Source organism: Rhodococcus spelaei, assembly GCF_006704125.1.
Taxonomy (GTDB): domain Bacteria; phylum Actinomycetota; class Actinomycetes; order Mycobacteriales; family Mycobacteriaceae; genus Rhodococcus_G; species Rhodococcus_G spelaei.
Window position 1 is genome coordinate 264,912 of the sequence record NZ_VIGH01000003.1, and the last position, 23,377, is coordinate 288,288.

General features: G+C 69.8%; 22 protein-coding genes and 1 riboswitch. Of the genes, 20 read left to right on the top strand and 2 right to left on the bottom strand.

The window, feature by feature from the left end; genetic code table 11:
• Positions 1-79 precede the first annotated feature (79 nt).
• The 11 genes from FK531_RS07955 to holA all read left to right on the top strand — a co-directional run bounded on the left by FK531_RS07955 (position 80) and on the right by holA (position 11,486).
• Positions 80-1,372, top strand: coding sequence for a glutamate-5-semialdehyde dehydrogenase (locus FK531_RS07955; protein WP_142097378.1), 1,293 nt, complete (start codon positions 80-82; stop codon positions 1,370-1,372).
• Positions 1,373-1,411: 39 nt separating this feature from the next.
• Positions 1,412-2,293, top strand: a complete 882-nt coding sequence (locus tag FK531_RS07960; RefSeq protein ID WP_142097380.1) for an AAA family ATPase — start codon at positions 1,412-1,414, stop codon at positions 2,291-2,293.
• An 8-nt stretch (positions 2,294-2,301) separates the two neighbouring features.
• Positions 2,302-3,738: a vWA domain-containing protein gene (locus tag FK531_RS07965; protein WP_142097383.1), complete on the top strand. Its 1,437-nt coding sequence runs from the start codon at positions 2,302-2,304 to the stop codon at positions 3,736-3,738.
• A 36-nt stretch (positions 3,739-3,774) separates the two neighbouring features.
• The gene (nadD, locus tag FK531_RS07970) at positions 3,775-4,497 is read left to right on the top strand and encodes a nicotinate-nucleotide adenylyltransferase (RefSeq protein ID WP_290367611.1); all 723 of its coding nucleotides are present in this window, start codon (positions 3,775-3,777) and stop codon (positions 4,495-4,497) included.
• Positions 4,498-4,917 (top strand): ribosome silencing factor, encoded by a 420-nt coding sequence (gene rsfS, locus FK531_RS07975; protein WP_142097386.1) that lies wholly within the window; start codon positions 4,498-4,500, stop codon positions 4,915-4,917. It begins immediately after the preceding gene.
• Positions 4,918-4,988: 71 nt separating this feature from the next.
• The gene (locus FK531_RS07980; protein WP_246098047.1) at positions 4,989-5,570 is read left to right on the top strand and encodes a histidine phosphatase family protein; all 582 of its coding nucleotides are present in this window, start codon (positions 4,989-4,991) and stop codon (positions 5,568-5,570) included.
• Positions 5,560-6,345, top strand: a complete 786-nt coding sequence (octT, locus tag FK531_RS07985) for a diglucosylglycerate octanoyltransferase (protein WP_142097391.1) — start codon at positions 5,560-5,562, stop codon at positions 6,343-6,345. Before FK531_RS07980 ends, octT begins: the two co-directional genes overlap by 11 nt.
• A 5-nt stretch (positions 6,346-6,350) precedes the next feature.
• A complete protein-coding gene (locus tag FK531_RS07990) occupies positions 6,351-7,208 on the top strand; it encodes a DegV family protein (protein WP_142097394.1) in 858 nt (285 codons plus the stop codon).
• 125 nt (positions 7,209-7,333) lie between these two features.
• Entirely contained in the window at positions 7,334-8,170 is an 837-nt protein-coding gene (locus FK531_RS07995) for a ComEA family DNA-binding protein (RefSeq protein ID WP_142097397.1), read from the top strand.
• Positions 8,170-10,521: a DNA internalization-related competence protein ComEC/Rec2 gene (locus FK531_RS08000; protein WP_142097400.1), complete on the top strand. Its 2,352-nt coding sequence runs from the start codon at positions 8,170-8,172 to the stop codon at positions 10,519-10,521. Before FK531_RS07995 ends, FK531_RS08000 begins: the two co-directional genes overlap by 1 nt.
• Positions 10,518-11,486 (top strand): DNA polymerase III subunit delta, encoded by a 969-nt coding sequence (gene holA, locus FK531_RS08005; RefSeq protein ID WP_142097403.1) that lies wholly within the window; start codon positions 10,518-10,520, stop codon positions 11,484-11,486. The genes FK531_RS08000 and holA overlap by 4 nt, the downstream gene beginning before the upstream one ends.
• 77 nt (positions 11,487-11,563) lie before the next feature.
• On the opposite strand, the gene rpsT is transcribed toward holA, so the two are convergent.
• Positions 11,564-11,824, bottom strand: a complete 261-nt coding sequence (gene rpsT, locus FK531_RS08010; RefSeq protein ID WP_142097406.1) for a 30S ribosomal protein S20 — start codon at positions 11,822-11,824, stop codon at positions 11,564-11,566.
• A 305-nt stretch (positions 11,825-12,129) separates the two neighbouring features.
• On the opposite strand from rpsT, the gene FK531_RS08015 reads away from it, so the two are divergent.
• Both FK531_RS08015 and FK531_RS08020 read left to right on the top strand, forming a co-directional pair.
• Complete coding sequence (locus FK531_RS08015; RefSeq protein WP_142097409.1) at positions 12,130-12,903, top strand: aquaporin; 774 nt, start codon at positions 12,130-12,132, stop codon at positions 12,901-12,903.
• 135 nt (positions 12,904-13,038) lie between these two features.
• The gene (locus FK531_RS08020) at positions 13,039-13,452 is read left to right on the top strand and encodes a DUF3224 domain-containing protein (protein WP_142097412.1); all 414 of its coding nucleotides are present in this window, start codon (positions 13,039-13,041) and stop codon (positions 13,450-13,452) included.
• Positions 13,453-13,461: 9 nt separating this feature from the next.
• Here FK531_RS08020 and FK531_RS08025 read toward each other — a convergent pair whose 3' ends face one another.
• A complete protein-coding gene (locus FK531_RS08025) occupies positions 13,462-14,022 on the bottom strand; it encodes a type II toxin-antitoxin system PemK/MazF family toxin (RefSeq protein WP_142097415.1) in 561 nt (186 codons plus the stop codon).
• A 95-nt stretch (positions 14,023-14,117) separates the two neighbouring features.
• Between FK531_RS08025 and lepA the strand changes: the two genes are divergently transcribed.
• The 7 genes from lepA to FK531_RS08060 all read left to right on the top strand — a co-directional run bounded on the left by lepA (position 14,118) and on the right by FK531_RS08060 (position 23,365).
• Positions 14,118-16,001 (top strand): translation elongation factor 4, encoded by a 1,884-nt coding sequence (gene lepA / locus FK531_RS08030; RefSeq protein ID WP_290367612.1) that lies wholly within the window; start codon positions 14,118-14,120, stop codon positions 15,999-16,001.
• 80 nt (positions 16,002-16,081) lie between these two features.
• The gene (locus tag FK531_RS08035) at positions 16,082-17,011 is read left to right on the top strand and encodes an NAD(P)H-dependent flavin oxidoreductase (protein ID WP_142097418.1); all 930 of its coding nucleotides are present in this window, start codon (positions 16,082-16,084) and stop codon (positions 17,009-17,011) included.
• A gap of 44 nt (positions 17,012-17,055) precedes the next feature.
• A riboswitch (cobalamin riboswitch) is annotated at positions 17,056-17,240 on the top strand.
• A gap of 426 nt (positions 17,241-17,666) precedes the next feature.
• Positions 17,667-19,085: an ABC transporter substrate-binding protein gene (locus FK531_RS08040; RefSeq protein ID WP_181762862.1), complete on the top strand. Its 1,419-nt coding sequence runs from the start codon at positions 17,667-17,669 to the stop codon at positions 19,083-19,085.
• Between the two features lie 6 nt (positions 19,086-19,091).
• Positions 19,092-20,045: a nickel ABC transporter permease gene (gene nikB / locus FK531_RS08045; protein ID WP_142097425.1), complete on the top strand. Its 954-nt coding sequence runs from the start codon at positions 19,092-19,094 to the stop codon at positions 20,043-20,045.
• Entirely contained in the window at positions 20,042-21,829 is a 1,788-nt protein-coding gene (locus FK531_RS08050; protein WP_142097428.1) for a dipeptide/oligopeptide/nickel ABC transporter permease/ATP-binding protein, read from the top strand. The genes nikB and FK531_RS08050 overlap by 4 nt, the downstream gene beginning before the upstream one ends.
• The gene (locus FK531_RS08055; protein WP_142097431.1) at positions 21,816-22,574 is read left to right on the top strand and encodes an ABC transporter ATP-binding protein; all 759 of its coding nucleotides are present in this window, start codon (positions 21,816-21,818) and stop codon (positions 22,572-22,574) included. Before FK531_RS08050 ends, FK531_RS08055 begins: the two co-directional genes overlap by 14 nt.
• Positions 22,571-23,365, top strand: coding sequence for an IucA/IucC family C-terminal-domain containing protein (locus FK531_RS08060; protein WP_142097434.1), 795 nt, complete (start codon positions 22,571-22,573; stop codon positions 23,363-23,365). Before FK531_RS08055 ends, FK531_RS08060 begins: the two co-directional genes overlap by 4 nt.
• Positions 23,366-23,377 lie beyond the last annotated feature (12 nt).

The following is a 23,377-nucleotide window of genomic DNA, read 5'->3' on the forward strand; positions in this document are numbered from 1 at the left end:
CAGGAGTGTCGGGCGGGGTCGATTATGCGCGCGCCGCCCGCGGCGGCGTCGCTCGGCGACCTGTCGTTACCCTGTACTCATGACCGCGGTGAACGAGACTGCACAGGTGAATGCCGATATCCCCGTCCGGGACGAGGTGCGTGAGGCGGTGCACGAGGCGGCCCGCCGCGCCCGGGTGGCGTCGCGGGTGCTCGCCCTGCTGACCACAGCGCAGAAGGACGCGGCGCTCCATGCCGCGGCCGACGCGGTGCTCGCCGCAACCGAGACGGTGCTCGCGGCGAACGGGGCGGACATCGACGCCGCCCGCGCCACCGGAACCGAGGAGAGCCTGCTCGACCGGCTGCGTTTGACCGCGGCGCGCGTCGAAGGCATCGCGTCCGGGCTCCGGCAGGTTGCGGGACTGCCCGATCCGGTGGGCGAGGTGCTGCGCGGATCGACGCTGCCCAACGGCCTGGAGATCCGGCAACTGCGGGTACCGCTCGGCGTGGTCGGGATGGTCTACGAGGCCCGCCCGAACGTGACCGTCGACGCGTTCGGCTTGGCGCTCAAGTCCGGGAACGCGGCGCTGCTGCGCGGCTCGAGCTCGGCGGCGAACTCCAACGCCGCCCTCGTCGAGGTGCTGCGCGGCGCACTCGAGGCGCAGGGCCTGCCCGCCGACGCGGTGCAGTTGCTGCCCAGCGCGGACCGTTCGTCCGTCACCCACCTGATCCAGGCCCGCGGCCTCGTCGACGTGGTCATCCCGCGCGGCGGCGCCGGACTGATCAACGCGGTGGTCCGGGACGCGACCGTGCCGACGATCGAGACCGGCGTCGGCAACTGCCACGTGTATGTGCATTCCGCCGCCGACCTGGCCAAGGCCGAGAAGATCGTGCTGAACTCCAAGACCCGCAGGCCCAGCGTCTGCAACACCGCCGAGACCATCCTCGTCGACGCCGCGATCGCGGACACCGCGGTGCCCGCACTCACGCAGGCCCTGCAGGCGCACAGCGTCGTCATCCACGGCGACCTGCCCGACATGGTGCCCGCCACCGAGGCGGACTGGTCGGAGGAGTACCTGTCGCTGGACGTCGCGATGAAGGTGGTCGCGAACATCGACGAGGCGATCGACCACATCGACCGGTACGGCACCGGCCACACCGAGGCGATCGTCACCGACGACCTCGCCGCCGCCCGGGAGTTCACCGCCCGCGTCGACGCCGCCGCCGTGATGGTCAACGCCTCGACCGCGTTCACCGACGGCGAGCAGTTCGGCTTCGGCGCCGAGATCGGCATCTCGACCCAGAAGCTGCACGCCCGCGGACCGATGGGGCTGCCCGAGCTGACCTCCACCAAGTGGACCGTCTGGGGCGACGGGCACACCCGACCGGTGTAGCCCCCGCCGAAGAATCTTCCGAACAACCAAGGAGCGAGTGTGGACCGCGCACTTCCGACGACGCCGCCGACCTTCGCGAGCGTCGACGACGTGATCACCCGACTCGCCGAGACCGGGTACCTCGCCGACAAGGCGACCGCCACCGCGGTGTTCCTCGCCGACCGGCTCGGCAAGCCGCTGCTCATCGAGGGACCGGCCGGCGTCGGCAAGACCGAACTCGCGCGGGCGGTCGCGCAGACCTCCGCCGCCGAACTCGTCCGGTTGCAGTGCTACGAGGGCGTCGACGAGTCGCGCGCGCTGTACGAGTGGAACCACGCCAAGCAGATCCTGCGGATCCAGGCGAGCAGCGAGCATTCGTGGGACTCGGCGAAGCAGGACGTGTTCTCCGAGGAGTTCCTGCTCGCGCGACCGCTGCTCACCGCGATCCGCCGCGACGACCCGACCGTGCTGCTGATCGACGAGGTGGACAAGGCCGACGTCGAGATCGAGGGCCTGCTGCTCGAGGTGCTCAGCGACTTCGCGGTGACCGTCCCCGAACTGGGCACCATCGTGGCCACCCGCAAGCCGTTCACGGTGCTCACCTCGAACGCCACCCGCGAACTGTCCGAGGCGCTCAAACGCCGCTGCCTGTTCCTGCACCTGGACTTCCCGGACGCCGACCTCGAACGTCGGATCCTGGCCAGCCGGGTGCCCGAGCTGCCCGAGGCGATCGCCGAGCAGTTGGTCCGGACCGTCGGTGTGCTGCGCGCCATGCAGCTCAAGAAGGTGCCGTCGGTCTCGGAGACGATCGACTGGGGCCGCACACTGTTGGCACTCGGCATGGACACCCTCGACGACGACGCGGTCCGCGCCACCATGGGCGTGATCCTCAAGCACCGAGCAGACCAGCAGCGGGCCGCGGCCGAGCTGCGGTTGAACTAGGAGCCCTGATGGTCGTCGACCCCGGACGCCTCGCCGCGCCGCACGGAGTGCCCGGGCACCTCGTCGACTTCGTGGAGGCGCTGCGCAAGCGCGGCATTCCGGTCGGACCGTCGGAGACCGTCGACGCCGGCCAGGTGATGTCCGTCCTCGACCTGCTCGACCGGGAGGCGTTGCGGGAGGGTCTCGCGTGCTCGCTGCTGCGCCGGCCCACCCACCGCGCCACCTTCGACGCCCTGTTCGACCTGTGGTTCCCGGCGGCGGTCGGGCAACGCGCTGACGGCAGCACTGCCGAGGTCGCGATCCCGCGCACCGAGGACGACGAGGTGGACCTCGAGGCGCTGCGGGAGCTGATCGCCGGACTGCTGGTGGACGGTTCACCGGAGTCGCTCCAGCTGATCGAGCAGCTCACTGCACAGCTGGTCGAGGAGCTCGGCAAGTACGAATCGTCCAAGGGCCCGTCCTTCTCCGCCTACCAGGCGCTGCGCGACGTCGCCCCGGAGACGCTCGTGTCCCGGATCCTCGACGGTCTGCTCGGAAATGCCGTGACCGGTGAGCACCCGGGCGGCGACTACGCCGCCGAGGTGGCCCGGCGCACCGCGAGGCAGCGTGTGGCCGACTTCCGCAAGATGGTCGAGATCGAGACCCGCCGCCGCTCGGCCGAACAGCTCGGCCGCGAACGCGTCGCGACCTACGGGGTGCCGAAATTGGCCGAGGAGGTCGACTTCCTGCGCGCCTCCGACTCCGAGCTGGTGGCGTTGCGCCGCACGGTCACCCCGCTGGCTCGGAAGCTGGCGTCCCGGCTGGCGGCTCGACGCAAGCGTTCCCGAGCGGGCGCGATCGACCTGCGCAAGACGCTGCGCAAGTCGATGTCCACAGGCGGGGTACCGATCGATCTGGTGCTGCGAAAGCCACGGCCGGCCCGGCCCGAACTTGTCGTGCTGTGCGACGTGTCGGGATCGGTGGCCGGTTTCAGCAACTTCACGCTGCTGTTGGTGCACGCGCTGCGCGAGCAGTTCTCCCGGGTCCGGGTGTTCGCGTTCATCGACACCACCGACGAGGTGACCCGGTTCTTCGACGCGGGCGCCGACCTCGGTTCGTCGATGTCCCGGATGATCCGCGAGGCCGACCTGATCTGCTACGACGGCCACTCCGACTACGGCAACGCGATCGGGGTCTTCGCCGAGCGGTTCTCGCACAGCCTGACCAGCAAGTCCTCGCTGCTGATCCTCGGCGACGCACGCAACAACTACCGCGACCCGAATCTCGCCGCGCTCACCCACCTGGCCTCGGTCGCCAAGCACACCCATTGGCTCAATCCCGAACCGCGCGGACAGTGGGGCAGCGGTGACTCCGCCGCGCACGTCTACGCCGACGCGGTGACCATGCACGAGTGCCGTTCCGCGCAGCAGCTCGCGGACGTGGTCGCGGGCCTGCTGCCCGTCTGAGCTTGGCGGTCGGGCAAGCCAGTAAGCTCGATCCTTGTGCGAAGCGCAGAGACAGTCGGCAGGCGCCGCAGGCGGCTGGGGGTGATGGGTGGCACCTTCGACCCCATCCACCACGGTCACCTGGTCGCGGCGAGCGAGGTCTCCGACAGGTTCGGTCTCGACGAGGTGATCTTCGTCCCGACCGGCCAGCCCTGGCAGAAGGCGGGCAAGGAGGTCAGTCCCGCCGAGGACCGCTACCTGATGACGGTCATCGCGACCGCCTCGAACCCCGGCTTCTCGGTGAGCCGCGTCGACGTGGACCGGGAGAAGGCCACCTACACCGTCGACACCCTGCGCGACCTGCGCGCCCAGAATCCCGACGCGGACCTCTACTTCATCACCGGCGCCGATGCGTTGGAAACGATCCTGTCCTGGCAGGATTGGGAGGAGCTGTTCCGGCTGGCGAAGTTCGTCGGCGTCAGCAGGCCCGGCTTCGAACTCGGCATCGAGCACCTCGCCGAGCACCTCACGGGCCAGCCGAAGGACGCGCTCACGCTCGTCGAGATCCCCGCCCTGGCGATCTCCTCGACCGAGTGTCGCCGACGGGCCAGCGAGAACCGGCCCGTCTGGTACCTGGTACCGGACGGGGTGGTGCAGTACATCTCCAAACGCAACCTCTACCGACCGCTCGACGCCGAGCGCCTCGACGGGGCTGTCACCGTGTCGCAACCGGCACCGGACAAGAGTCACATCCAACCGCAGAACCGGGAGAACACGTAAGTGAGCGCATCCGCCGAAGCCACCGAAATGTCGCGCATCGCAGCGCTGGCCGCAGACGAGAAGCTGGCCAACGATGTGGTCGTCCTCGACGTCTCCGAGCAGCTGGTCATCACCGACTGCTTCGTCATCGCCTCCGCGTCGAACGAGCGTCAGGTCAACTCGATCGTCGAGAACATCGAGGACAAGCTCCGCGAGGCGGGGCACAAGCCGGTCCGCAAGGAGGGCACCCGCGAGGGGCGCTGGGCGCTGCTGGACTACATCGACATGGTCGTGCACGTCCAGCACGACGACGAGCGGAACTTCTACGGCCTCGAGCGACTGTGGAAGGACTGCCCGGTCATCGCCGTCGAGGGCATCGAGCGCACCGCGACCGAGGGTACTGCCGAGCGCGCTGCGACCGACGGGGAGAGCGAGCAGTGACGTCCGGCCGCCCCGCCCGGCGGCTGATCCTGCTCCGGCACGGCCAGACCGAGTACAACGCGGACGACCGCATGCAGGGCCAGCTCGACACGGACCTGTCCGAACTCGGTCGCGTCCAGGCCAAGTCCGCGGCCCGCGCGCTCGCCGACCGGGAGCCCGTCGCGTTGATCAGTTCGGACCTGCGCCGTGCCCTCGACACCGCCACCGCGCTCGGTGAGCACACCGGGCTGACGGTCGCGCGCGACGAGCGACTGCGCGAGACACACCTCGGGCAGTGGCAGGGCCTGACGCACACCCAGGTCGACGAGCGCGATCCCGGCGCTCGCGCCGCCTGGCGTGCCGACGCCCGCTGGGCACCGCCCGGCGGCGAGAGCCGCATCGACGTCGCCCGGCGGTCGACGCCGGTGGTCGCCGAACTGGTCGCCGCACGTGAGCAGTGGGGCGAGGACCCGATCGTGCTGGTCGCGCACGGCGGGCTGATCGCCGCCCTGACCGCGGCCCTGCTGGACCTGCCCGTGGAGCGGTGGCCGGTGCTCGGCGGCCTCGGTAACACCAGCTGGGTGCAGCTCAGTGGGCATGGGGAGCCGGATGCGGTGAACTGGCGACTCGACGTGTGGAACGCCTCGGCGACGGTGGCCGGCGATGTCCTCTGACCTCGCGGCGTCGGATTCGGCGCCCGCCGAGCGGCCGGTCCTGCTGGTCCTGGCCGACTCGCTGTCGTACTTCGGACCGAAGGGCGGTCTGGCCGCCGACCACCCGCGGATCTGGCCGAGCCTGGTCGCCGCGGAGCTGGGTTGGGACGTCGAACTGGTCGCGCGGATCGGCTGGACCAGCCGGGACGCCTACTGGGCCCTGATCCAGGACCCGCGGGTGTGGGCCGCTGTGCCGCGGGCCGGTGCGGTCGTGTTCGCCGTCGGCGGCATGGACTCTTTGCCGTCGCCGCTGCCGACCGCGCTGCGCGAACAGATCCGGTACGTCCGTCCGCCCGCGCTGCGGCGGGTGGTGCGCTCGACCTACCAGTGGTTGCAGCCGCGGCTCTCGCCGCTCGGCTGGCCGGTGGCACTGCCGCCGAAGCTGAGCGGCGAGTATCTCGAAAGCTCCAGGGCGGCACTGGAATACATGCGACCCGAACTGCCCGTCATCGGAACCCTGCCGTCGGTGCACGACTGCGAGGCCTACGGCAAGGTGCACACGGGCCGCCCCGCGGCGGTCCGGGCGCTCGAGTCCTGGGGCGCCGAGAAGGGTGTGCCGCTGGTCGACCTCGCGGAGGCCGTGCGGGACAACGTGTTCTCCGACCGCGGCAACCCGGACGGGATCCACTGGGGCTGGGACGGGCACGAGGCGGTGGCCGCGGCGATGCTGTCCGCCATCAGGACGGCACTGGCGGCCGATACCGGGAGCGTGAGCGTCGCGGACGGGTCGCGGTAACGCCGATGCCCGTTGTCGTCGTCACCGATTCGTCGGCCTGCATCGACCCCGAGTTGGTGGCGCAGTACGACATTCGCGTGGTGCCCCTGCACGTCCTGGTCGACGGCCGGGACCTGCGCGAGGGACTCGACCCGATGCCCGACGACCTGCCCGCCGGCGCGACCGTCACCACCTCCGGTGCGTCCCCCGGCGAGCTGGCCGAGGTGTACGCGGGGGCGCTCGAGGACAGTGACGGCGACGGGGTTCTGGCCGTCCACATCTCCCGCCAGCTCTCCGGCACCTGGGAGGCGGGCAGGCAGGCCGCACAGGCACTGGGACCGACAGTCCGGCTGGTCGACTCCCAGTCCACCGCAATGGGAACCGGCTATCCGGCGTTGGCCGCGGCGCGGGTCGCGGCGGCGGGTGGGGACCTGCGCACGGTCTACGAACGCGCGGTCGAGGTGGCCGACCGTGGTCGGGTACTGATCATGGTCGACCGACTCGACCACCTGCGCCGCGGCGGCCGGATCGGTACCGCCGCCGCGCTGCTCGGCACCGCCCTCGCCATGAAGCCGGTGCTGCACCTGGCGGACGGCAAGCTGGTGCTCAAGGAGAAGACCCGCACCACCACCAAGGCGCTGGCCAGGCTGGTCGACGGGATCGTGGAGTTCGCGGGTGACGGCGACGTCGCGGTCGCGGTGCATCACCTCCAGGCCGCGGACCGGGCGGAGGAGGTGGCCGCGGCACTGCGCGAACGGCTGCCCCACGCGAGCGAGTTCGTGGTCTCCGAGTTCGGGGCGGTGCTCGGCGCGCACGTCGGACCGGGAGCGGTCGGGGTGCTGGTGATACCCGGGGGCGCGGGAATTCGGTCGAACCCGCAGTAGTGGTTACGGCCCGCGCACTGACCGGGCCAAACTGTTCATCCACAGGCCGAAAACTATCCACAGCGGCAGCCGATTTCGCAGTTCGAGCGGCAGGCCGAGGCGGACCGCGGTCCTAGCGTCGGGGCATGCGCAGCACGGACGAGGCACGCGAACAGATCAGGCGGCGACTCGACGCGATCACTCGCGTCGCGCCGGCCGGCGACGAGGACGCCGAGGAGCCGGACCAGCAGGCCGGGCGGCGCCCCGACTGGCTCGAGCCCGGCCCGCCACCGTCCCGGCCGCGGGCGCGCTTCGCGCCGGGACGACGCGGGGTGGCCGCGCTGGTGCTGGTCGGGGTGGTCGCTGCTGTGGTCGGGGTGGTCGGGGCGTGGCGAGACCGCCCGGTGGCGCACGCGGTCGCGCCGCTGCCCGCGGTGGAGGCCGACGGAGCCCCGGTATCCGAATCGGCACCCCAGCCCGCACCCACGCCGCCTGCCGATCCGGTCGCACCGCCCGCCCTCGACATGGTGGTCAGCGTGGTCGGACTGGTGCGCACCGCGGGTCTCGTGCACCTGCCGACCGGTGCGCGGATCGCGGACGCGCTCGCCGCGGCGGGCGGCGCGCGGGAGGGCGCGGACCTGCTCGGGCTCAACCTCGCGCAGAAGTTGGCGGACGGCGATCAGGTGCTGGTGGGCCTCGCCCCGCCGGAGGGTGCGGCCGTCACGGTCGGGAGCGCGACGGTCGGGGCCGGATCGTCCACCGCGGGGACGTCCGCCGCCCCCGCCGCCGGCGGGAAGGTCAACCTGAACACCGCGACAGCCGAACAGTTGGACGCCCTGCCCGGGGTCGGCCCGGTGACGGCCGCGGCGATCCTGGCCTGGCGGCAGACCAACGGCCGCTTCACCGATGTCGAACAACTCGGTGAGGTGGACGGCATCGGCCCCGGCCGGCTGCAGAAGCTGCGTGACCTCGTGACCGTCTGATGGCCGCACCGGAGACCGGGGCGGTCGACCTGCGACTGCTCCCGTCCGCCGGAATGTGCTGGGCGGCAACGGTGACCGGCATCGAGGCAGGCTGGCAGGCGTCCTTGTGGCTTGCGCTCGGCGCGGTCGTCGTCGCAGGCGTGGTCGGCTGGCTCGGACGACGGACCGCGGTGGCGGCGATCGCGGTGGCCGCGCTCCTGGTCGGCGCCGGGTTCGCGGTCGCGACCGCCGCTCGCGAGCACGCGGTGGCGACGCATCCGCTGGCCGCACTCGCCGCGGCGGGTGGCAATGCGACAGTCACCGCCGTGCCGGTGGACGACCCGAAACCGGTGCGCTCGCCCTCCGGGGACACCGTGATGATCCGTGCGAACCTGCGATCGCTCGGCGCGGGCATCGGCGCGGGGGACACCGAGATCGGCGGGGCGGTACTGGTGTTCGCGCCCGCTGACGGCTGGAGCGACCTGCTGCCGGGGCAACCGGTCACCCTGCGCGGCGCGGTCAGTCCGCCGCTGCGCCGCGACCTCACCGTCGCGGTGATCCGCGCGGTCGGCCCGCCCCGACACGTCGAGCCGGCCCCGTGGCCGCAGCGGGCGGCGGGCGCGGTGCGAGCCCGGTTCGCGGCGGCGGCCGCGGCTGTGTTGCCGCCCGATCCGGCCGGATTGCTGCCCGGGCTGGTGGTCGGCGACACCTCGGCCCTGCCGACCGGCGTCAAGGACGACTTCACGACCGTGGGCCTGACGCACCTCACCGCGGTCTCCGGGGCCAACGTCTCGATCATCCTCGGCGCGGTGCTGCTGCTGGTGCGGGCTCTGGCGCTCGGGCCGCGCACCTCCGCGGTGATCGCGGCACTCGCGTTGGTGGGCTTCGTGGTCCTGGCCCGCCCCTCACCGAGTGTGCTGCGGGCGGCGGTGATGGGCGCGGTCGCGCTGCTGGCCCTGGTCGCCGGTCGTCGCAAGCAGGCGATGCCCGCGCTCGGGGCCGCGGTGATCGTCCTGCTGGCCCTCTCGCCTGCGCTCGCGGTGAACTTCGGGTTCGCGTTGTCGGTGGCGGCGACGGCCGCACTGGTGCTGATCGCACCGGGCTGGGCGCAGCGGCTGACCGCCCGCGGCTGGCCCCGGGCGGTGGCCGAGGCGGTCGCGGTGGCGGCCGCCGCACACGTGGTGACGATGCCGATCGTGGCGGCGATGTCGGGCACGGTGAGCACCGTCGCGATCGTGGCGAACCTCGCGGTGGCCCCGGTGATCGCGCTGGTGACCGTGGTGGGCGCGGTGGCGGCGGTCGGCGCCACCGCGTGGATGCCGTTGGGGGAGTTGGTGGTTCGAGCGACCGGTCCGCCGCTGTGGTGGCTGCTGTGGGTGGCGCGCGAGGCCGCTGGGGTGCCGGGTGCGACGGTGACCGTGCCGTCGGGCCTGCTCGGTGCCGGGGTGACGGCCGCCGCGGTGGTGGCACTGGTGGTCGCGATGCGGCGACCGCGACTGCGGCGAATGACGGCGGCGGTCGTGCTCGGACTGGCACTGGTATGGGTGCCCGTTCGGGTGCTCTGGCCGGGCTGGCCGGTCCGCGGCTGGGTGCTGGTGGCCTGCGACGTCGGGCAGGGCGACGCGCTGGTCCTCGACGCCGGCGGCGGGGCGGTCGTGGTGGTCGATGCGGGCCCGGAGCCACGCCTGGTCGACGGCTGCCTGGACCGGCTCGGGGTGCGGACGGTGGCGGCGGTGGTGTTGACCCACCTGCACGCCGACCACGTCGACGGTCTGCCGGGGGTGTTGCGGGGGCGGACGGTCGGTGAGGTGGTGATCGGGCCGATGCGATTGCCGGAGGACGGTTTTCGTCGCGTCCGCGATCAGTCGTCGGCGGTCGGGGTGCCGCTGCGCGAGGTGCGGGCGGGACAGGCGCTGCGGGTGGGGGAGCTGACATTCCGGGTGCTGGGTCCGACGCTGCCCGTGCCCCGGGACCGCCGCGACGCCGCGGACGCCGCGAACGACCAGTCACTGGTGCTGTCGGTGGACACGGCCGTCGGCCGGATCCTGCTGACCGGGGACGTGGAGGCCGAAGGCCAGCGGGACCTACTGCGCGACCACGTGCCGCTTACCGCCGACATCCTCAAGCTGCCGCACCACGGCTCGCGCACGACGACGCCGGAGTTCCTGCGTGCGGTCGGGGCGCGGGTGGTGGTCGTGTCGGTCGGCGCGGGAAACACCTTCGGGCACCCGAATCCGGGCGTGCTCGCGACCGTCCGTGACGGCGGTGCGAGTGTCGCGCGCACCGACCAGGGCGGGGACATCGCGGTGAGCAGGTCCGGCGGCGGGGCCACTGCCGTCAGCCACCGTCGGCGTGGCACGATCGTCCGGTGAGCCCGACCTCCCCGCCCGCCCAGCTCCACCTCGTCCTCGGTGACGAGGAACTCCTGATCGAACGCGCGGTCGCGGCGGTCGTCGCGCAGGTGCGGGCGGCCTCGGCCACCGCGGAGGACGTGCCGGTCAGCCGGCTGCGGGCCGGCGACGCCAGCCCCGCCGAACTGGCCGAACTGCTCAGCCCGTCACTGTTCGCCGAGGACAAGGTGATCGTGCTCGAGGCCGCCGCGGAGGCCGGCAAGGATGCGGTGACGCTGCTGCTCGACGCGGCGAGCGCGCCGCCCGAGGGCTTCACACTCGTGGTGCTGCATTCCGGCGGTGGTCGCGCGAAGGCGATGGTCGGCGCGCTGCAGAAAGCGGGCGCCACTGTGCACGAGTGCGCCAAGCTCGCCAAGTCCGCTCTGCCCGACTTCGTGCGCGGCGAGTTCCGCACCGCCGGGGTGCGGGCCTCCCCGGAGGTGATCCAGGTGGTGCTCGACGCGGTCGGGTCCGACCTCCGCGAACTGGCAGCCGCGTGCTCCCAGCTGGCGGCGGACACCGGCGGCAAGATCGATGTCGCTGCCGTGCAGCGCTACTACTCGGGCAAGGCGGAGGTCTCCGGCTTCGACGTCGCCGAACTCGCCGTCTCCGGGGACCGGGTCGCGGCCATGGAGGCGCTGCGATGGGCGATGCTGCGCGGCGTGCCGCACGTGCTGCTCGCCGACGCCCTCGCCGACGCGGTGCACACGGTCGCGCGGGTGGCCTCGGCCGGCCGCGGCGATCCGTTCCGGATGGCGTCCGAGCTGGGCATGCCGCCGTGGAAGATCAAGAAGGCCCAGGGGCAGGCCCGCGGCTGGCGGCCGGAGACCATCGGCACCGCGCTCGGGGTGGTCGCGCAGCTCAACGCGGACGTCAAGGGCGCCGCCGCCGACCCGGACTACGCCGTCGAGTTCGCGGTGCGCCGGGTGTCGGAGCTGAGGGGCTGAGGACCCGCACGACGGGCCACGGACACGCGAAAAACCGCCCGGTCGAGGACCGGGCGGTTCTTGCTTGACGTCTCAGATCAGAGCTTGTTCGCGGCCAGCGAGAGGGCCGACTTCTTGTTGGCGGCCTGGTTGGCGTGGATGACGCCCTTGCTGGCAGCCTTGTCGAGCTTGCGGCTCGCGGAGACCAGGAGCTCGTTGGCCTTGTCCTTGTCACCCGCAGCCGCGGCCTCGCGGAAGGAACGGATCGCGGTACGCAGCGAGGACTTCACCGACTGGTTGCGCAGTCGCTGACGCTCGTTGGTACGGATCCGCTTCACCTGGGACTTGATGTTGGCCACGCGTAAAATCCTGTCGTCTTTGCTGGTTTCTTGTCAAAGAAGCTTCGGGCGCATACGGGCGCCGAAGTTCGAGGCTACCAGGGATGGCGGGGCCAACCCAAACCGAGTGGCCTTGTGTGGGGCAAGCGACGACGCGTCGCACCCCGCTGACCCAGAGGTTACCGCATCACCCGACGGTTGCCGGCGCTGGTCAGACTTACCGGTCCGTCGGGAACGGCGTGGCGCCCGGACAGGGGGGTTTTCCCGCGTTAGCGTCTCGATTTGAGAGTTTCCTTACACATGACCCTATTCAGCAAAGGTGGCACATGTCTCCTACGGCCCAGGAAGTGTTCGAGAAGGAACCCATCTCGGACGTCAAGAAGTACATCGCGGAGGGCATCGGCACCTTCGTGCTGGTGTTCGCCTCCGTCGGGACCGCGGTGATCGCCGGCGCCAAGGTGGGCAACCTCGGCGTCGCGCTCGCGTTCGGTCTGACCCTCCTCTTCCTCGTCTACGCGATCGGCCCCATTTCCGGCTGCCACGTGAACCCGGCGGTGACGTTCGGGCACCTCCTGCTCGGGCGGATCAGTGCGGTGACGGCCAGTATCTACTGGATCGCGCAGGTGATCGGCGGCCTCGTCGCCGGCGTCGTGCTGTTCGCCGTGGCGAAGAGCCTGCCGTCCTACGACCGGGCGGCCAACGGACTCGGGGCCAACGGATGGGGTGATCACAGTCCGTCCGCAATTCAGGGACCTCTCGGGTCAGTCCTGCAGAGTGGCTACGGCTTCGGCGGGATGATCGTCGTCGAGATCCTGCTCACCGCTCTGCTGGTGTTCGTGGTGCTGGCGTCCACCGACCAGATCTCGGACGTGTTCATGGCCGGTGTCTCGATCGGCTTCACCCTCGCGGTGATCCACCTCATGTCGATCCCGATCGACAACACCTCGGTCAACCCGGCGCGCAGCATCGGCGTCGCGTTCTTCCAGGACGGTGCGCCCAAGCAGTTGTGGGCCTTCATCGTCTTCCCGCTCGTCGGCGGTGCGCTCGGCGCGCTGGCCTACCGGGCGTTGTTCGGCAGGTACAACCGCATGAACGACTGACACCACCGGCAGTCGCACGGTGATGGGAACCATCATTCGGTCAGGCCGAATGACGGTTCCCATCACCCGTTTTCGGTGCCGGGCGTGTCGCGAATATTCAATAGCCGCAGCCGGTTCGAGACCTAGTCTGAGCCCATGCAGGTAAACAGCACCTTCGCCGTCACGTCCTTCGAGCCCACCGAGTACACCTCGCCGATCCGCACCGGCCTCGACGTCGGACACACGTTCATGACCAAGTCGTTCAGCGGTGACCTCGAGGGGCAGTCTCGCACCCAGTTCAGCTCGGCGTTCTCCCAGGAGACGGGGACCGGGACCTACGTTGCGATGGAGTCGTTCGAGGGCACGGTCGCGGGCCGTCGCGGGGCCTTCAACTTCGCGCACATGGCGACGACCGACGGCGAGACCCGCTCGCACCATCACCTCGTGATCGTGCCCACCAGCGGAACCGGCGAACTCGCCGGCATCACCGGGACGGGCGAACTGGTCGTCGACGGGGACGACACCCACCGGCTGCGGCTGGACGTCGAGTTCGGTTCGACCACCGACTGATTCGAGGGGTCAGCTCCAGCTGTAGTCGTGGCGCAACCGCGCCGCGACCTGTTCGAAGCGCCGGTGGTCGAGGATCGCGCCCTCGCGGCGGATTCCGGCCTCCGGCACGTCGAGCACCCGGTCGAGGCGGATCCAGCTGGGCCTGCCCTCGCCGTCCCAGGCGCCGGTGCCGATGCCCATCCAGTTGCGTTCGCCCTCGCGGCCGGCGTTCGACGAGAGCATCAGGCCCAGCAGCGTCGCGCCGTCGCGCCCGACCACCAGTACCGGGCGGTCCTTGCCCTGGCTCGGATCCTCCTCGTAGGTCACCCACGTCCAGACCACTTCGCCCGGGTCGGCGCGACCGTCGAGGTCGGGTGAGTACTCGACCTTCCGCGCCCGGTGCGCGGTCGGCACCGCGACCGACGACACCGGGCGGCCGGGGGCCGCCGGCCGCCGCGGCGGTACGGCCTTCGGGGTGCGCGACCCGCCGGGCAGCACGCCCGAACGCTGCAGGTCCTTGAACAGTCGAGGGCCCTCGCGCTTGGCCAGGTCCCCGAGTTGCTTGCCGATTGCGGTCCAGCTTCGTGCCATGGCGTCGAATCTATCGGCCTCCGACGGGACCGAGGCGTCTGCGGCCCGGTCACTTGGATATCCTGCATAGGTGACAGTGGTCCGGAACCGGGCCGGTGCCAGTCCAGCTAAGGGGCCCAGAAATCAGCAGCTTCGCAGACACCACGTTCACGGATCCCGCCCGGATCCGGAACTTCTGCATCATCGCGCACATCGACCACGGCAAGTCCACGCTCGCGGACCGCATGCTGCAGTTGACCGGGGTGGTCGAGGAGCGGGCGATGCGAGCCCAGTACCTGGACCGGATGGACATCGAGCGCGAACGCGGCATCACCATCAAGGCGCAGAACGTGCGGCTGCCCTGGACCGTCGAGAAGGAGGACGGCAGCACCGAAGAGATCGTGCTGCACCTGATCGACACGCCCGGCCACGTCGACTTCACCTACGAGGTCTCCCGCGCGCTCGAAGCCTGTGAGGGTGCGGTGCTGCTCGTCGACGCCGCGCAGGGCATCGAGGCGCAGACCCTCGCCAACCTGTACCTGGCGATGGAGAAGGACCTCACCATCATCCCGGTGCTCAACAAGATCGACCTGCCCGCCGCCGACCCGGACCGCTACGCCGCGGAGATCGCGCACATCGTCGGCTGCGAGCCCGAGGACGTGCTGCGGGTCTCGGGCAAGACCGGTGTCGGCGTCAAGGAGTTGCTCGACGAGGTGGTCAAGACGGTGCCGGCCCCGGTCGGGAACGCCGACGGCCCGGCCCGCGCGATGATCTTCGACTCGGTCTACGACTCGTACCGCGGCGTCGTCACCTACGTGCGCGTGGTGGACGGCAAGATCCGTCCCCGCGAGAAGATCACCATGATGTCGACCGGCACCACGCACGAACTGCTCGAGGTGGGCATCATCTCGCCCGAACCGAAGGCGACCGTCGGCCTGGGCGTCGGCGAGGTCGGCTACCTGATCACCGGTGTGAAGGACGTCCGCCAGTCGCGAGTCGGTGACACCGTCACCACCTTCCGCAACGGCGCCACCGAGCCGTTGACCGGCTACCGCGACCCCAAGCCGATGGTGTACTCCGGCCTGTACCCGATGGACGGCTCCGACTACCCGGTGCTGCGCGACGCCCTCGACAAGCTGCGGCTCAACGACGCGGCGCTGGCCTACGAGCCGGAAACTTCGGTGGCCCTGGGATTCGGGTTCCGCTGCGGCTTCCTCGGGCTGCTGCACATGGAGATCACCCGCGACCGACTCGAGCGCGAGTTCGGCCTCGACCTCATCTCCACCGCGCCGAACGTGGTGTACCGCGTGGTGATGGAGGACGGCACCGAGCACGAGGTCACGAACCCGTCGTACTGGCCCGAGGGCAAGGTGCGCGAGGTGTACGAGCCGATGGCCAAGTGCACCGTCATCGCGCCGAGCGAGTACACCGGCGCGATCATGGAGCTGTGCCAGTCCCGGCGCGGCGAGCTCGGCGGCATGGACTACCTCTCCGAGACCCGCGTCGAGCTGCGCTACACGTTGCCGATGGGCGAGATCATGTTCGACTTCTTCGACGCCCTCAAGTCGCGGACCAAGGGCTACGCCAGCCTCGACTACGAGGAGTCGGGCGAGCAGCAGGCCGCGCTGGTCAAGGTGGACATCCTGCTGCAGGGCGAGGCCGTCGACGCGTTCAGTGCGATCGTGCACAAGGACGCGGCGTTCGCCTACGGCAACAAGATGACCACCAAGCTGCGCGAGCTGATCCCGCGTCAGCAGTTCGAGGTGCCGATCCAGGCCGCGATCGGCGCGAAGATCATTGCGCGCGAGAACATTCGCGCGATCCGCAAGGACGTGCTCGCCAAGTGCTACGGCGGCGACATCAGCCGCAAGCGCAAGCTGCTCGAGAAGCAGAAGGAGGGCAAGAAGCGGATGAAGACCATCGGTCGGGTCGAGGTTCCGCAGGAGGCCTTCGTGGCGGCACTGTCCAACGAATCGGTGGCGGACAAGCCCAAGAAGTAGGCGCTGCGCCTGTGCGCGCCGTGCACCCCGATTGGGGTAATTGGCGCGCACAGGCGACGAAGTCGCAGAACGGAGTTGACGTGCTCGAGACCTGGTTGACCCGGAATCTGGACATCGAGGTGCCGATCCTCGGCGCGCCGATGGGTGGTCGGGCCGGCGGCACGCTGGCGGGCGAGGTGTCGAAGGCCGGTGGCCTCGGGTTGCTCGGCGCCGCGCGGTACGCCACTGCGCAGTGGGTGGCCGAGGAGGCCGCCGTCGCACGCGAACTGGGCGGGCGCTTCGGCGTCGGCCTGATGACGTGGTCGCTCGACGACGACGACAGCCTGCTGGACGCGGCGATCGCACAGCATCCGGCGCTGATAACCCTGTCGTTCGGTGACCCGGCCGCTTACGTCCCGCGGGTACATGCGGCGGGGATTCCCGTTGCCTCCCAGGTCAACACGCTCGAGGACATGCGGATCGCCGAACTGGCCGGGGTGGACCTGATCATCGCCCAGGGCGGTGAGGCCGGCGGACACACCGGCCGGATCGGCACGCTTCCGCTGCTGCAGGAACTGCTCGACGCGACCGATCTGCCCGTCGCCGCGGCGGGCGGCATCGGGACCGGCCGCGGTCTGGCGGCGGTGATCGCGGCGGGCGCCGAGGGCGCGCTGATCGGCACCGCGCTGCTCGCCAGCCCGGAGACGGTCGGCCCCGACTACGCCCGCGAGCGGGTGGTGAGCGCGGGCAGCGCCGACACCGTCTACACCTCGGTGTTCGACCGCGCGCGTCACCAGCCCTGGCCCGACCGGTGGGGTGGCAGGGCCGTCGTCAATGACTTCACCCGCGACTTCCACGGCACCGACACCCCGGTGGAGCGGTTGGAGGAGGCATATGACCCCGCCGACCCGGCGCTCGGTGTGGTGTACGCGGGCGAGGCCGTCGGACTCGTGCATGCCGCGCGCCCGGCCGGGGACGTGGTCCGGCAGATCGCGGCCGACGCGCAGCGGCTGCTCGCCCGTTTCGCCTGAGCGGCCTTGGTCGCTGTCTGGTTTGCCGGGTTGATCCGTGATCTCGGTGGAGGCTGTGCTAACTTCTCGACGTCAGGCGATGGCGGACGAGGAAGCCGGTGAGAATCCGGTGCGGTCCCGCCACTGTGATCGGGAAGCGAACCTCGACATGCCACGACCCTGCGGGGTGGGAAGGCGAGGCGAGCGTTGATCCGAGAGCCAGGAGACTCACGTCATCGCAACCTCTGAATCCAGGGCGGATTTCCCTGAGAGAGATGGCCTCGCCGCTATGTTGCGTACTCACGTGATGTCCGCGGCGCACGTCGATCGTCGATGTGTGCCGCCTTCGTTCGTCCCCCGATGTCACGGCGGACGTGCCCCCTCACTCGCGATTCTTCGCCGTTCGGTGCTTGCGCGCCACTGAGCGCGCGCTTACCGATTCTCAACACCCCTCACCCCCGATTCTGTCGAATCGGAGGTCTGTCAACCGCGCCGCGACGTCGGCTGCCTTCGTGACCCGGAGTGCTCGTTGTCTCACAAATCATCAACAATCAGGACCGCTGTGGTTGCGGCCCTAGCCGTGTTCGCCACCGGATGTGCAGGTTCGGGTGCCGTCGGAGGTGGCACAGGTGCCGCTCCAGCCGATTCGCAGGTCTTGCGGTTCGTCACCGCCAACATGCCGCGTTCGCTGGACCCGACGAACATCGACGCACAGCGGATCATCGAGAACGGCCTGGCCGAGCCGCTGGTCGTGCAGAACGACGATGCGACGCTCGCCCCGGGACTGGCCGCATCCTGGTCGAACGTCGAACCTACGTTGTGGGAGTTCACGATTCAGCCGAACGCCACCTTCTGGAGTGGTGCGCCCGTCGACGCGGCCGCGGTGAAAGCCGCTCTGGAACGCCATCAGAAGCTCAACAAGCGTGCCTCGTCGGTGCTCGGCGGGCTGCAGTTCGTGGTCAAGGACCCGGGCACGCTGCAGATACGCACGCCGAATCCGGATCCGGGATTTGCCTTCCGCCTGACCACCTACGGAATCCACAATGCCGCCGAGGCCGACCGGCTCGGCGCGGAGTACAACGCGAGACCGGATCTCACCGGGTACATGAAGCCGACTCGCTTCGTTCCCGGTGAAGTGCTTGTCGCCGAATGGAATCCGAACTACCGGATCCAGCCGTCCGGCCCGCATCTGCGGGGCATCGATGCGCGTCTCGGCACCGATTCACAGGCTCGGCAGCTCGCCGTGCTCTCCGGTGACGTCGACGGTGAGTTCAACGTCGAGGTGGATTCGCGAGTCCGGTACGAGCAGCGCCCCGACGAGTTCGACGTCTACGCGCAGGCGCCGACCACGCGCAACGTCTGGATGAACATGGCGAAGGTCCCGGCGCTGAAGGACAAGGCCGTGCGCCAGGCGCTGAACCTGTCGGTCGATCGAGGCGCCCTCATCGAGGGACTCAACCGCGGTTTTGCAACCCCTGCCACCGGGCACTTCCCGGCAGGTCTGCCGTACGCCCTCGACAGCGGTCCGGCGCTGAGCCCCGACATCGTCGGCGCACGCAAGCTTCTCGACGATGCCGGATGGGTTGCGGGTCCGGACGGTGTGCGCGGCAAGGACGGTCATCGCCTCGAGTTCTCCATGCTCACCTACGCAATCTTCCAGCCGTTGGCCATCGCCCTGCAGAGCCAGTGGAAGGACATCGGAGTCGGCGTCGAGTTGAACTCGGTGGAGACCACCGCGTCGAATCAGCTGATGATCGACGGCGACTTCGAAGTCGCCACCTACTGCTCCTGCGGAAGCGCCACGGGTGACCTGGCCGGCCAGCTCAAGTCCTACTACCGGACCGGCGTGGTCTCGAACTACGGCGGGTTCAGCGATCCGGACGTCGACCGGCTGATCGACCAGTTGGGATCGGAGTTCGACCCGGCCACGCAAATCGACCTGGCGCACCAGGTGCAGGACAAGGTCTCGGCCGACGTGGCCGTGATCTACCTGTTCAATTCCACCCAGTGGGCCACCGGGTACTCGACGAAGGTGCAGGGCGTCGACCCTAACCTGTCGAAGAAGATCCTGCCCACGATGTGGCTGTCCGAGTAGCCGACCATGGTGCGATACACGGTGGTTCGCGTGCTCGCCACGATTCCCGTGCTGCTGGGCATCACGGTGGTGCTCTTCACGCTGCTGCGCCTGATTCCGGGCGATCCGACGCACGCGATCCTGCTCGCGATGGCGGAACCGGGTGCCGACATCAGTCGGCTTCAAGACGACATCACTGCGCTGAGAACCCAGTTGGGCCTGGACCGGACGTATCCGGTTCAGTACCTTGCCTGGCTCGGCGACGTGCTCACGGGCAACCTCGGGGCGTCGTTCCGTAGCGGCACTCCGATCGTGGACGAGCTGATGCTGCGGCTGCCGGCGACGTTGGAGTTGGCGGCGGCCGGGCTCGTGGTCATGCTGTTGATCGTTGTCCCCACCGGGATCGTCGGTGCGGTCCATCACGGCCGCGGCCCGGACCGCGTCCTGCGGGTCGTCTCGCTCCTCGGCGTCTCGATGCCGAGTTTCTTCCTGGCGCTGCTCCTCATGTACGTCTTCTCGGTCCAGCTGGGTTGGTTGCCGACCTTCGGCAGGGGCGGTCCCGCGCATCTGGTGTTGCCCGCGATCACTCTCGGGATCGGGATGGCCGGGGGTGTGGCGCGGCTGCTGCGTGCGTCCATGCTCGACGCATTGGCTCAGCCCTATGTGCGCACAGCTGAGGCGAAAGGTCTACCGCTGCAGTCGATAGTGTTCAGACATGCACTGCGCAACGCACTACTTCCGGTCCTGACCGCATCCGGACTGATCGTGGGAGGGCTGCTCGGGGGAGCGGTGATCGTGGAGACCGTGTACTCGTGGCCCGGGGTGGGCCGCTACATCGTCGATGCGATCGCAGGCCGGGACTATCCCGTGATCCAGGCGTTCGCGTTGATGATGGCGGTGATCTGCGTGAGCGTGAACCTGGTGGTGGACCTGCTCTATCGAGTCGTCGATCCACGGGTGCGAGTCGGGGTCGGGGCATGAGCACGACGACCCGCGCCGGTCTGGCATCGCGGTGCGGTGCGGTGCTCCGCCGCGACAGACTGGTGGGACCGGCGGTGGCACTGCTCGTCGCCGTGGTCGCGGTGTCCGTCGCGGCGCCGTGGTTGAGCGTCCACGATCCGACCGCGGTCGATTTCGTGCAGGCGCTGCTCCCACCCTCTGCCGAAAACCCGCTCGGCACCGACAATTTCGGCAGGGACGTGCTGACCCGGCTGATGTACGGCGGCCGGGCGTCGTTGGCCGCCGCGGCCGTGGCCGTGCTGGTCATCGTCACCGTCGGGTCGGTGCTCGGCGGCCTTGCCGGGTACCTGGGCGGTGTCGTGGATCTGGCGATCACGCGGATGATCGACGTGCTCCTCGCCTTCCCGCGGCTGGTCCTGGCCATCGCGATCGCCGCGTTGCTCGGAACCGGCCTGGCGGGGCTGATCATTGCGATGTCCGTGGTGTCCTGGCCGGCGTACGCCCGCATCGTGCGGGGGCTGGTCCTCCAGGCGAAGGAAGAGGGCTACGTCGTCGCAGCGCGGGCGGCCGGTAGCGGCCGGGTCAAGGTGTTGCGGACCCACATATCCGGTGCGGTCGTCGGTCCGGTCCTGGTGGTGGCGATGGTCGACTTCGGCGAGGTCATCCTGGGGGTCGCGGCGCTGTCGTTCCTCGGACTCGGCATCCAACAGCCGACGCCGGAGTGGGGTGCGATGCTCAACGAGGCCAGGGGCTACCTGGAGGAGGCTCCGTGGGTGTTCCTGGCGCCCGGGCTCACCATCTTCCTCGTCGTGATCTGCGCCAACTACGTCGGTGACGCCGTCCGCGACGCCATCGACCCCCGTGCCGCGCACCAGTTGTCTCCGCGCCGATTCCGAGACCGGTGGCGCAGCAGACGAGGGACGGTGCGGCGCAGCAAGGAACGGGCGCGGCGCATGCGACTCGAGGAGCGTGCGAGTGCGTGTCGGGACCGCACGGACGTGATGCCGCCGATCGTGGTGGACGTCCGTGCCCTCGGTGTCGAGGTGATCGAGGGTGCCCCCGTGATCGCGGACCTGTCGTTGCGCATCCGGGCGGGGGAATGCGTTGGACTCGTTGGGGAGTCGGGCTCCGGGAAGAGCACGCTGGCGGCTGCGCTGCTGGGTCTGGTCCACGCCCCGCTGCGGGTGAGTGCGGGTACCGTCTCGCTTCTCGGGGAGGACGTGACCGGCTGGTCCTGGGACGACTGGCGACCGGTTCGCGGCAGGCACGTCTCGCTGATCACGCAGGACCCGATGTCCGCGCTGAATCCGCTGTTGCGGATCGGCGCACAACTCGACGAGTGCGGTACGGCGCACGGGTTGTCCGGCCGGGACGCTCGCGATCGGTCGATCGAGACGCTCGCATTGATGCGCCTGCCCGTGGACGTGCTCGGGCAGTTCCCCCACCAACTCAGCGGCGGCATGCGACAACGGGTGGTGATCGCCATGGCATTGGTGAACCGGCCGCAACTGGTGATCGCCGACGAGCCGACGACAGCACTCGACGTCAGTACCCAGGCCCGGATCCTGGAGGAACTGACCGCTCTCCGAACTGAACTGGGAATCGGGATGCTCTTCATCTCCCACGATCTCCGGTTGGTGGCAAACCTGGCCGACCGCGTCGTCGTCATGCACGACGGGAGGGTCGTCGAGGAGGGGGTGACGGCCGAGTTGTTCGACAACCCGCGGGCCGACCACACGCGCCTACTGATCGACGCGATCCCACGAATCGAACATCCGAAGGAGCGTCACGATGCTCTCTGTTGAGGGTCTTGAAAAGAACTACCGCGGAAAGGCTGTGCTCGCCGGAATCGATCTCACCGTCGGTGCGGGCAAGATCATCGGTCTGGTCGGGACGTCGGGTGCCGGCAAGTCGACTGTCGCGCGGTGCATCTCGGGACTGGAGCGGCCATCGGGAGGGGTGATCCGTTGGGACGGTGGGAGGCTCGGAGGCAGCCGGTCGAGGAGGCAGCGTCGTGAGATCCAGACCGTTTTCCAGGATCCACGGGCAAGCCTGAATCCGCGTTGGACCGTTCGCAGAAGCTTGCGGGAGCCGCTGGACACATGGTTCACAGACCGGCCCCGATCCGACCGGGACGCAGCAGCAGCGTCCCTGCTCGAGCAGGTCGGGCTCGGCGGCGACTACCTCGAGCGGTTCCCGCACGAGCTCAGTACCGGCCAGTGCCAGCGGATCTGCATTGCCCGCGCGCTGGCTCCCGAGCCGCGTCTGCTGCTGCTCGACGAGCCGCTCTCGGCCCTCGACCTTCCCGCACAAGCACAGATGCTCGACCTGCTGCGTGAGCTGAAGAGCGTCCGGGACCTGAGTTACCTGTTCATCTCCCACGACATCGTCGTGGTGAGTCTGCTGTGTGACGAGGTGGCGGTGCTCGAGCACGGTCGGATCGTGGAGCACGTGGCGGCGGGCACGCTTCTGACTGCGTCGGCGCACCCGCACACGCGTGCGCTGATTGCGGACACCCCGATCCTGCCCCGGCGGGGTGCCGACTCGTGAGCCGGGTGATCGATGGTGGAGTTCTCGCGGACGCAGAGGCGTTGGGTGACCGATTCGTCGCTTTCGTCGGCCCGCAGGTCGGGCCGGGATGGATTCCCGCGGCGGACCTGTTCGGGAGTGGACTGTCGGACGCGGTCGCGACGAAACGGGAGGCGCGCGGGGCGGTCAGCGACGCAGTCGCCGGCTCGTTGCTGCTGGCCGAGTACTGCGCGAGGCTCAGTGCGCCGGTGCTGGCCGTTCTGTACCGTGACGGCGCCTTTCTGGATCCGTCGCTGGGGAACGTGCAGGTACTGCGCCGTGCGGGGGTGATAGAGCGGTTGTCGTTCCTGCGGGGGCCTCAGCCGTGCCCGCCCGGGCAGGAAGCGGGGCTGGCGTCGCGCGTCGCGGACGCCTTCTTCGCCGGCAACATCGATGCGTGTCTTGGAGCCGTGCGTAACCAGTCCAGAGCGGGACTGCGGAGCCTGTGGTCCAACGTCGGAATGACGGTCGGCAGTGCGATGCTCACGCTGTCCTGGTCCTCACCAGACCGAGACAGGTATCTCGACGATGCCCGTGCCTTCGTCGCCTGCCGCCCGGAGATCGGCCGGGTGGTCAGCTTCGAGAGTGCCGAGTTCGACGGCGAACCGTGGATGTTCACTCGGCGAGACGCGTGCTGCCTCGCCTTTCGGACCACGGTGAACCAGACCCGCGAGAATCCCTACTGCAGCAACTGCAGCGTCCTCGAGCTCGGCGAGCGGATCACCAACTTCCACAAGGCGGCCCGGTCCTTCGAGGAGGGCCGGGCGCGCTGAACGAGAATCGGC

Excerpts from the sequence above, each read along its gene's own strand:
- octT (WP_142097391.1), top strand. The coding sequence starts at position 5,560 with ATGTCCTCTGACCTCGCGGCGTCGGATTCGGCGCCCGCCGAGCGGCCG.
- FK531_RS08020 (WP_142097412.1), top strand. The coding sequence starts at position 13,039 with ATGCAGGTAAACAGCACCTTCGCCGTCACGTCCTTCGAGCCCACCGAG.
- FK531_RS08000 (WP_142097400.1), top strand. The coding sequence starts at position 8,170 with ATGGCCGCACCGGAGACCGGGGCGGTCGACCTGCGACTGCTCCCGTCC.
- FK531_RS07955 (WP_142097378.1), top strand. The coding sequence starts at position 80 with ATGACCGCGGTGAACGAGACTGCACAGGTGAATGCCGATATCCCCGTC.
- FK531_RS08015 (WP_142097409.1), top strand. The coding sequence starts at position 12,130 with ATGTCTCCTACGGCCCAGGAAGTGTTCGAGAAGGAACCCATCTCGGAC.
- FK531_RS07980 (WP_246098047.1), top strand. The coding sequence starts at position 4,989 with ATGCAGGGCCAGCTCGACACGGACCTGTCCGAACTCGGTCGCGTCCAG.
- FK531_RS07990 (WP_142097394.1), top strand. The coding sequence starts at position 6,351 with ATGCCCGTTGTCGTCGTCACCGATTCGTCGGCCTGCATCGACCCCGAG.
- FK531_RS07965 (WP_142097383.1), top strand. The coding sequence starts at position 2,302 with ATGGTCGTCGACCCCGGACGCCTCGCCGCGCCGCACGGAGTGCCCGGG.
- FK531_RS08025 (WP_142097415.1), bottom strand. The coding sequence starts at position 14,022 with ATGGCACGAAGCTGGACCGCAATCGGCAAGCAACTCGGGGACCTGGCC.
- FK531_RS08050 (WP_142097428.1), top strand. The coding sequence starts at position 20,042 with ATGAGCACGACGACCCGCGCCGGTCTGGCATCGCGGTGCGGTGCGGTG.
- FK531_RS08040 (WP_181762862.1), top strand. The coding sequence starts at position 17,667 with ATGCCGCGTTCGCTGGACCCGACGAACATCGACGCACAGCGGATCATC.
- nikB (WP_142097425.1), top strand. The coding sequence starts at position 19,092 with ATGGTGCGATACACGGTGGTTCGCGTGCTCGCCACGATTCCCGTGCTG.
- FK531_RS08055 (WP_142097431.1), top strand. The coding sequence starts at position 21,816 with ATGCTCTCTGTTGAGGGTCTTGAAAAGAACTACCGCGGAAAGGCTGTG.
- FK531_RS07995 (WP_142097397.1), top strand. The coding sequence starts at position 7,334 with ATGCGCAGCACGGACGAGGCACGCGAACAGATCAGGCGGCGACTCGAC.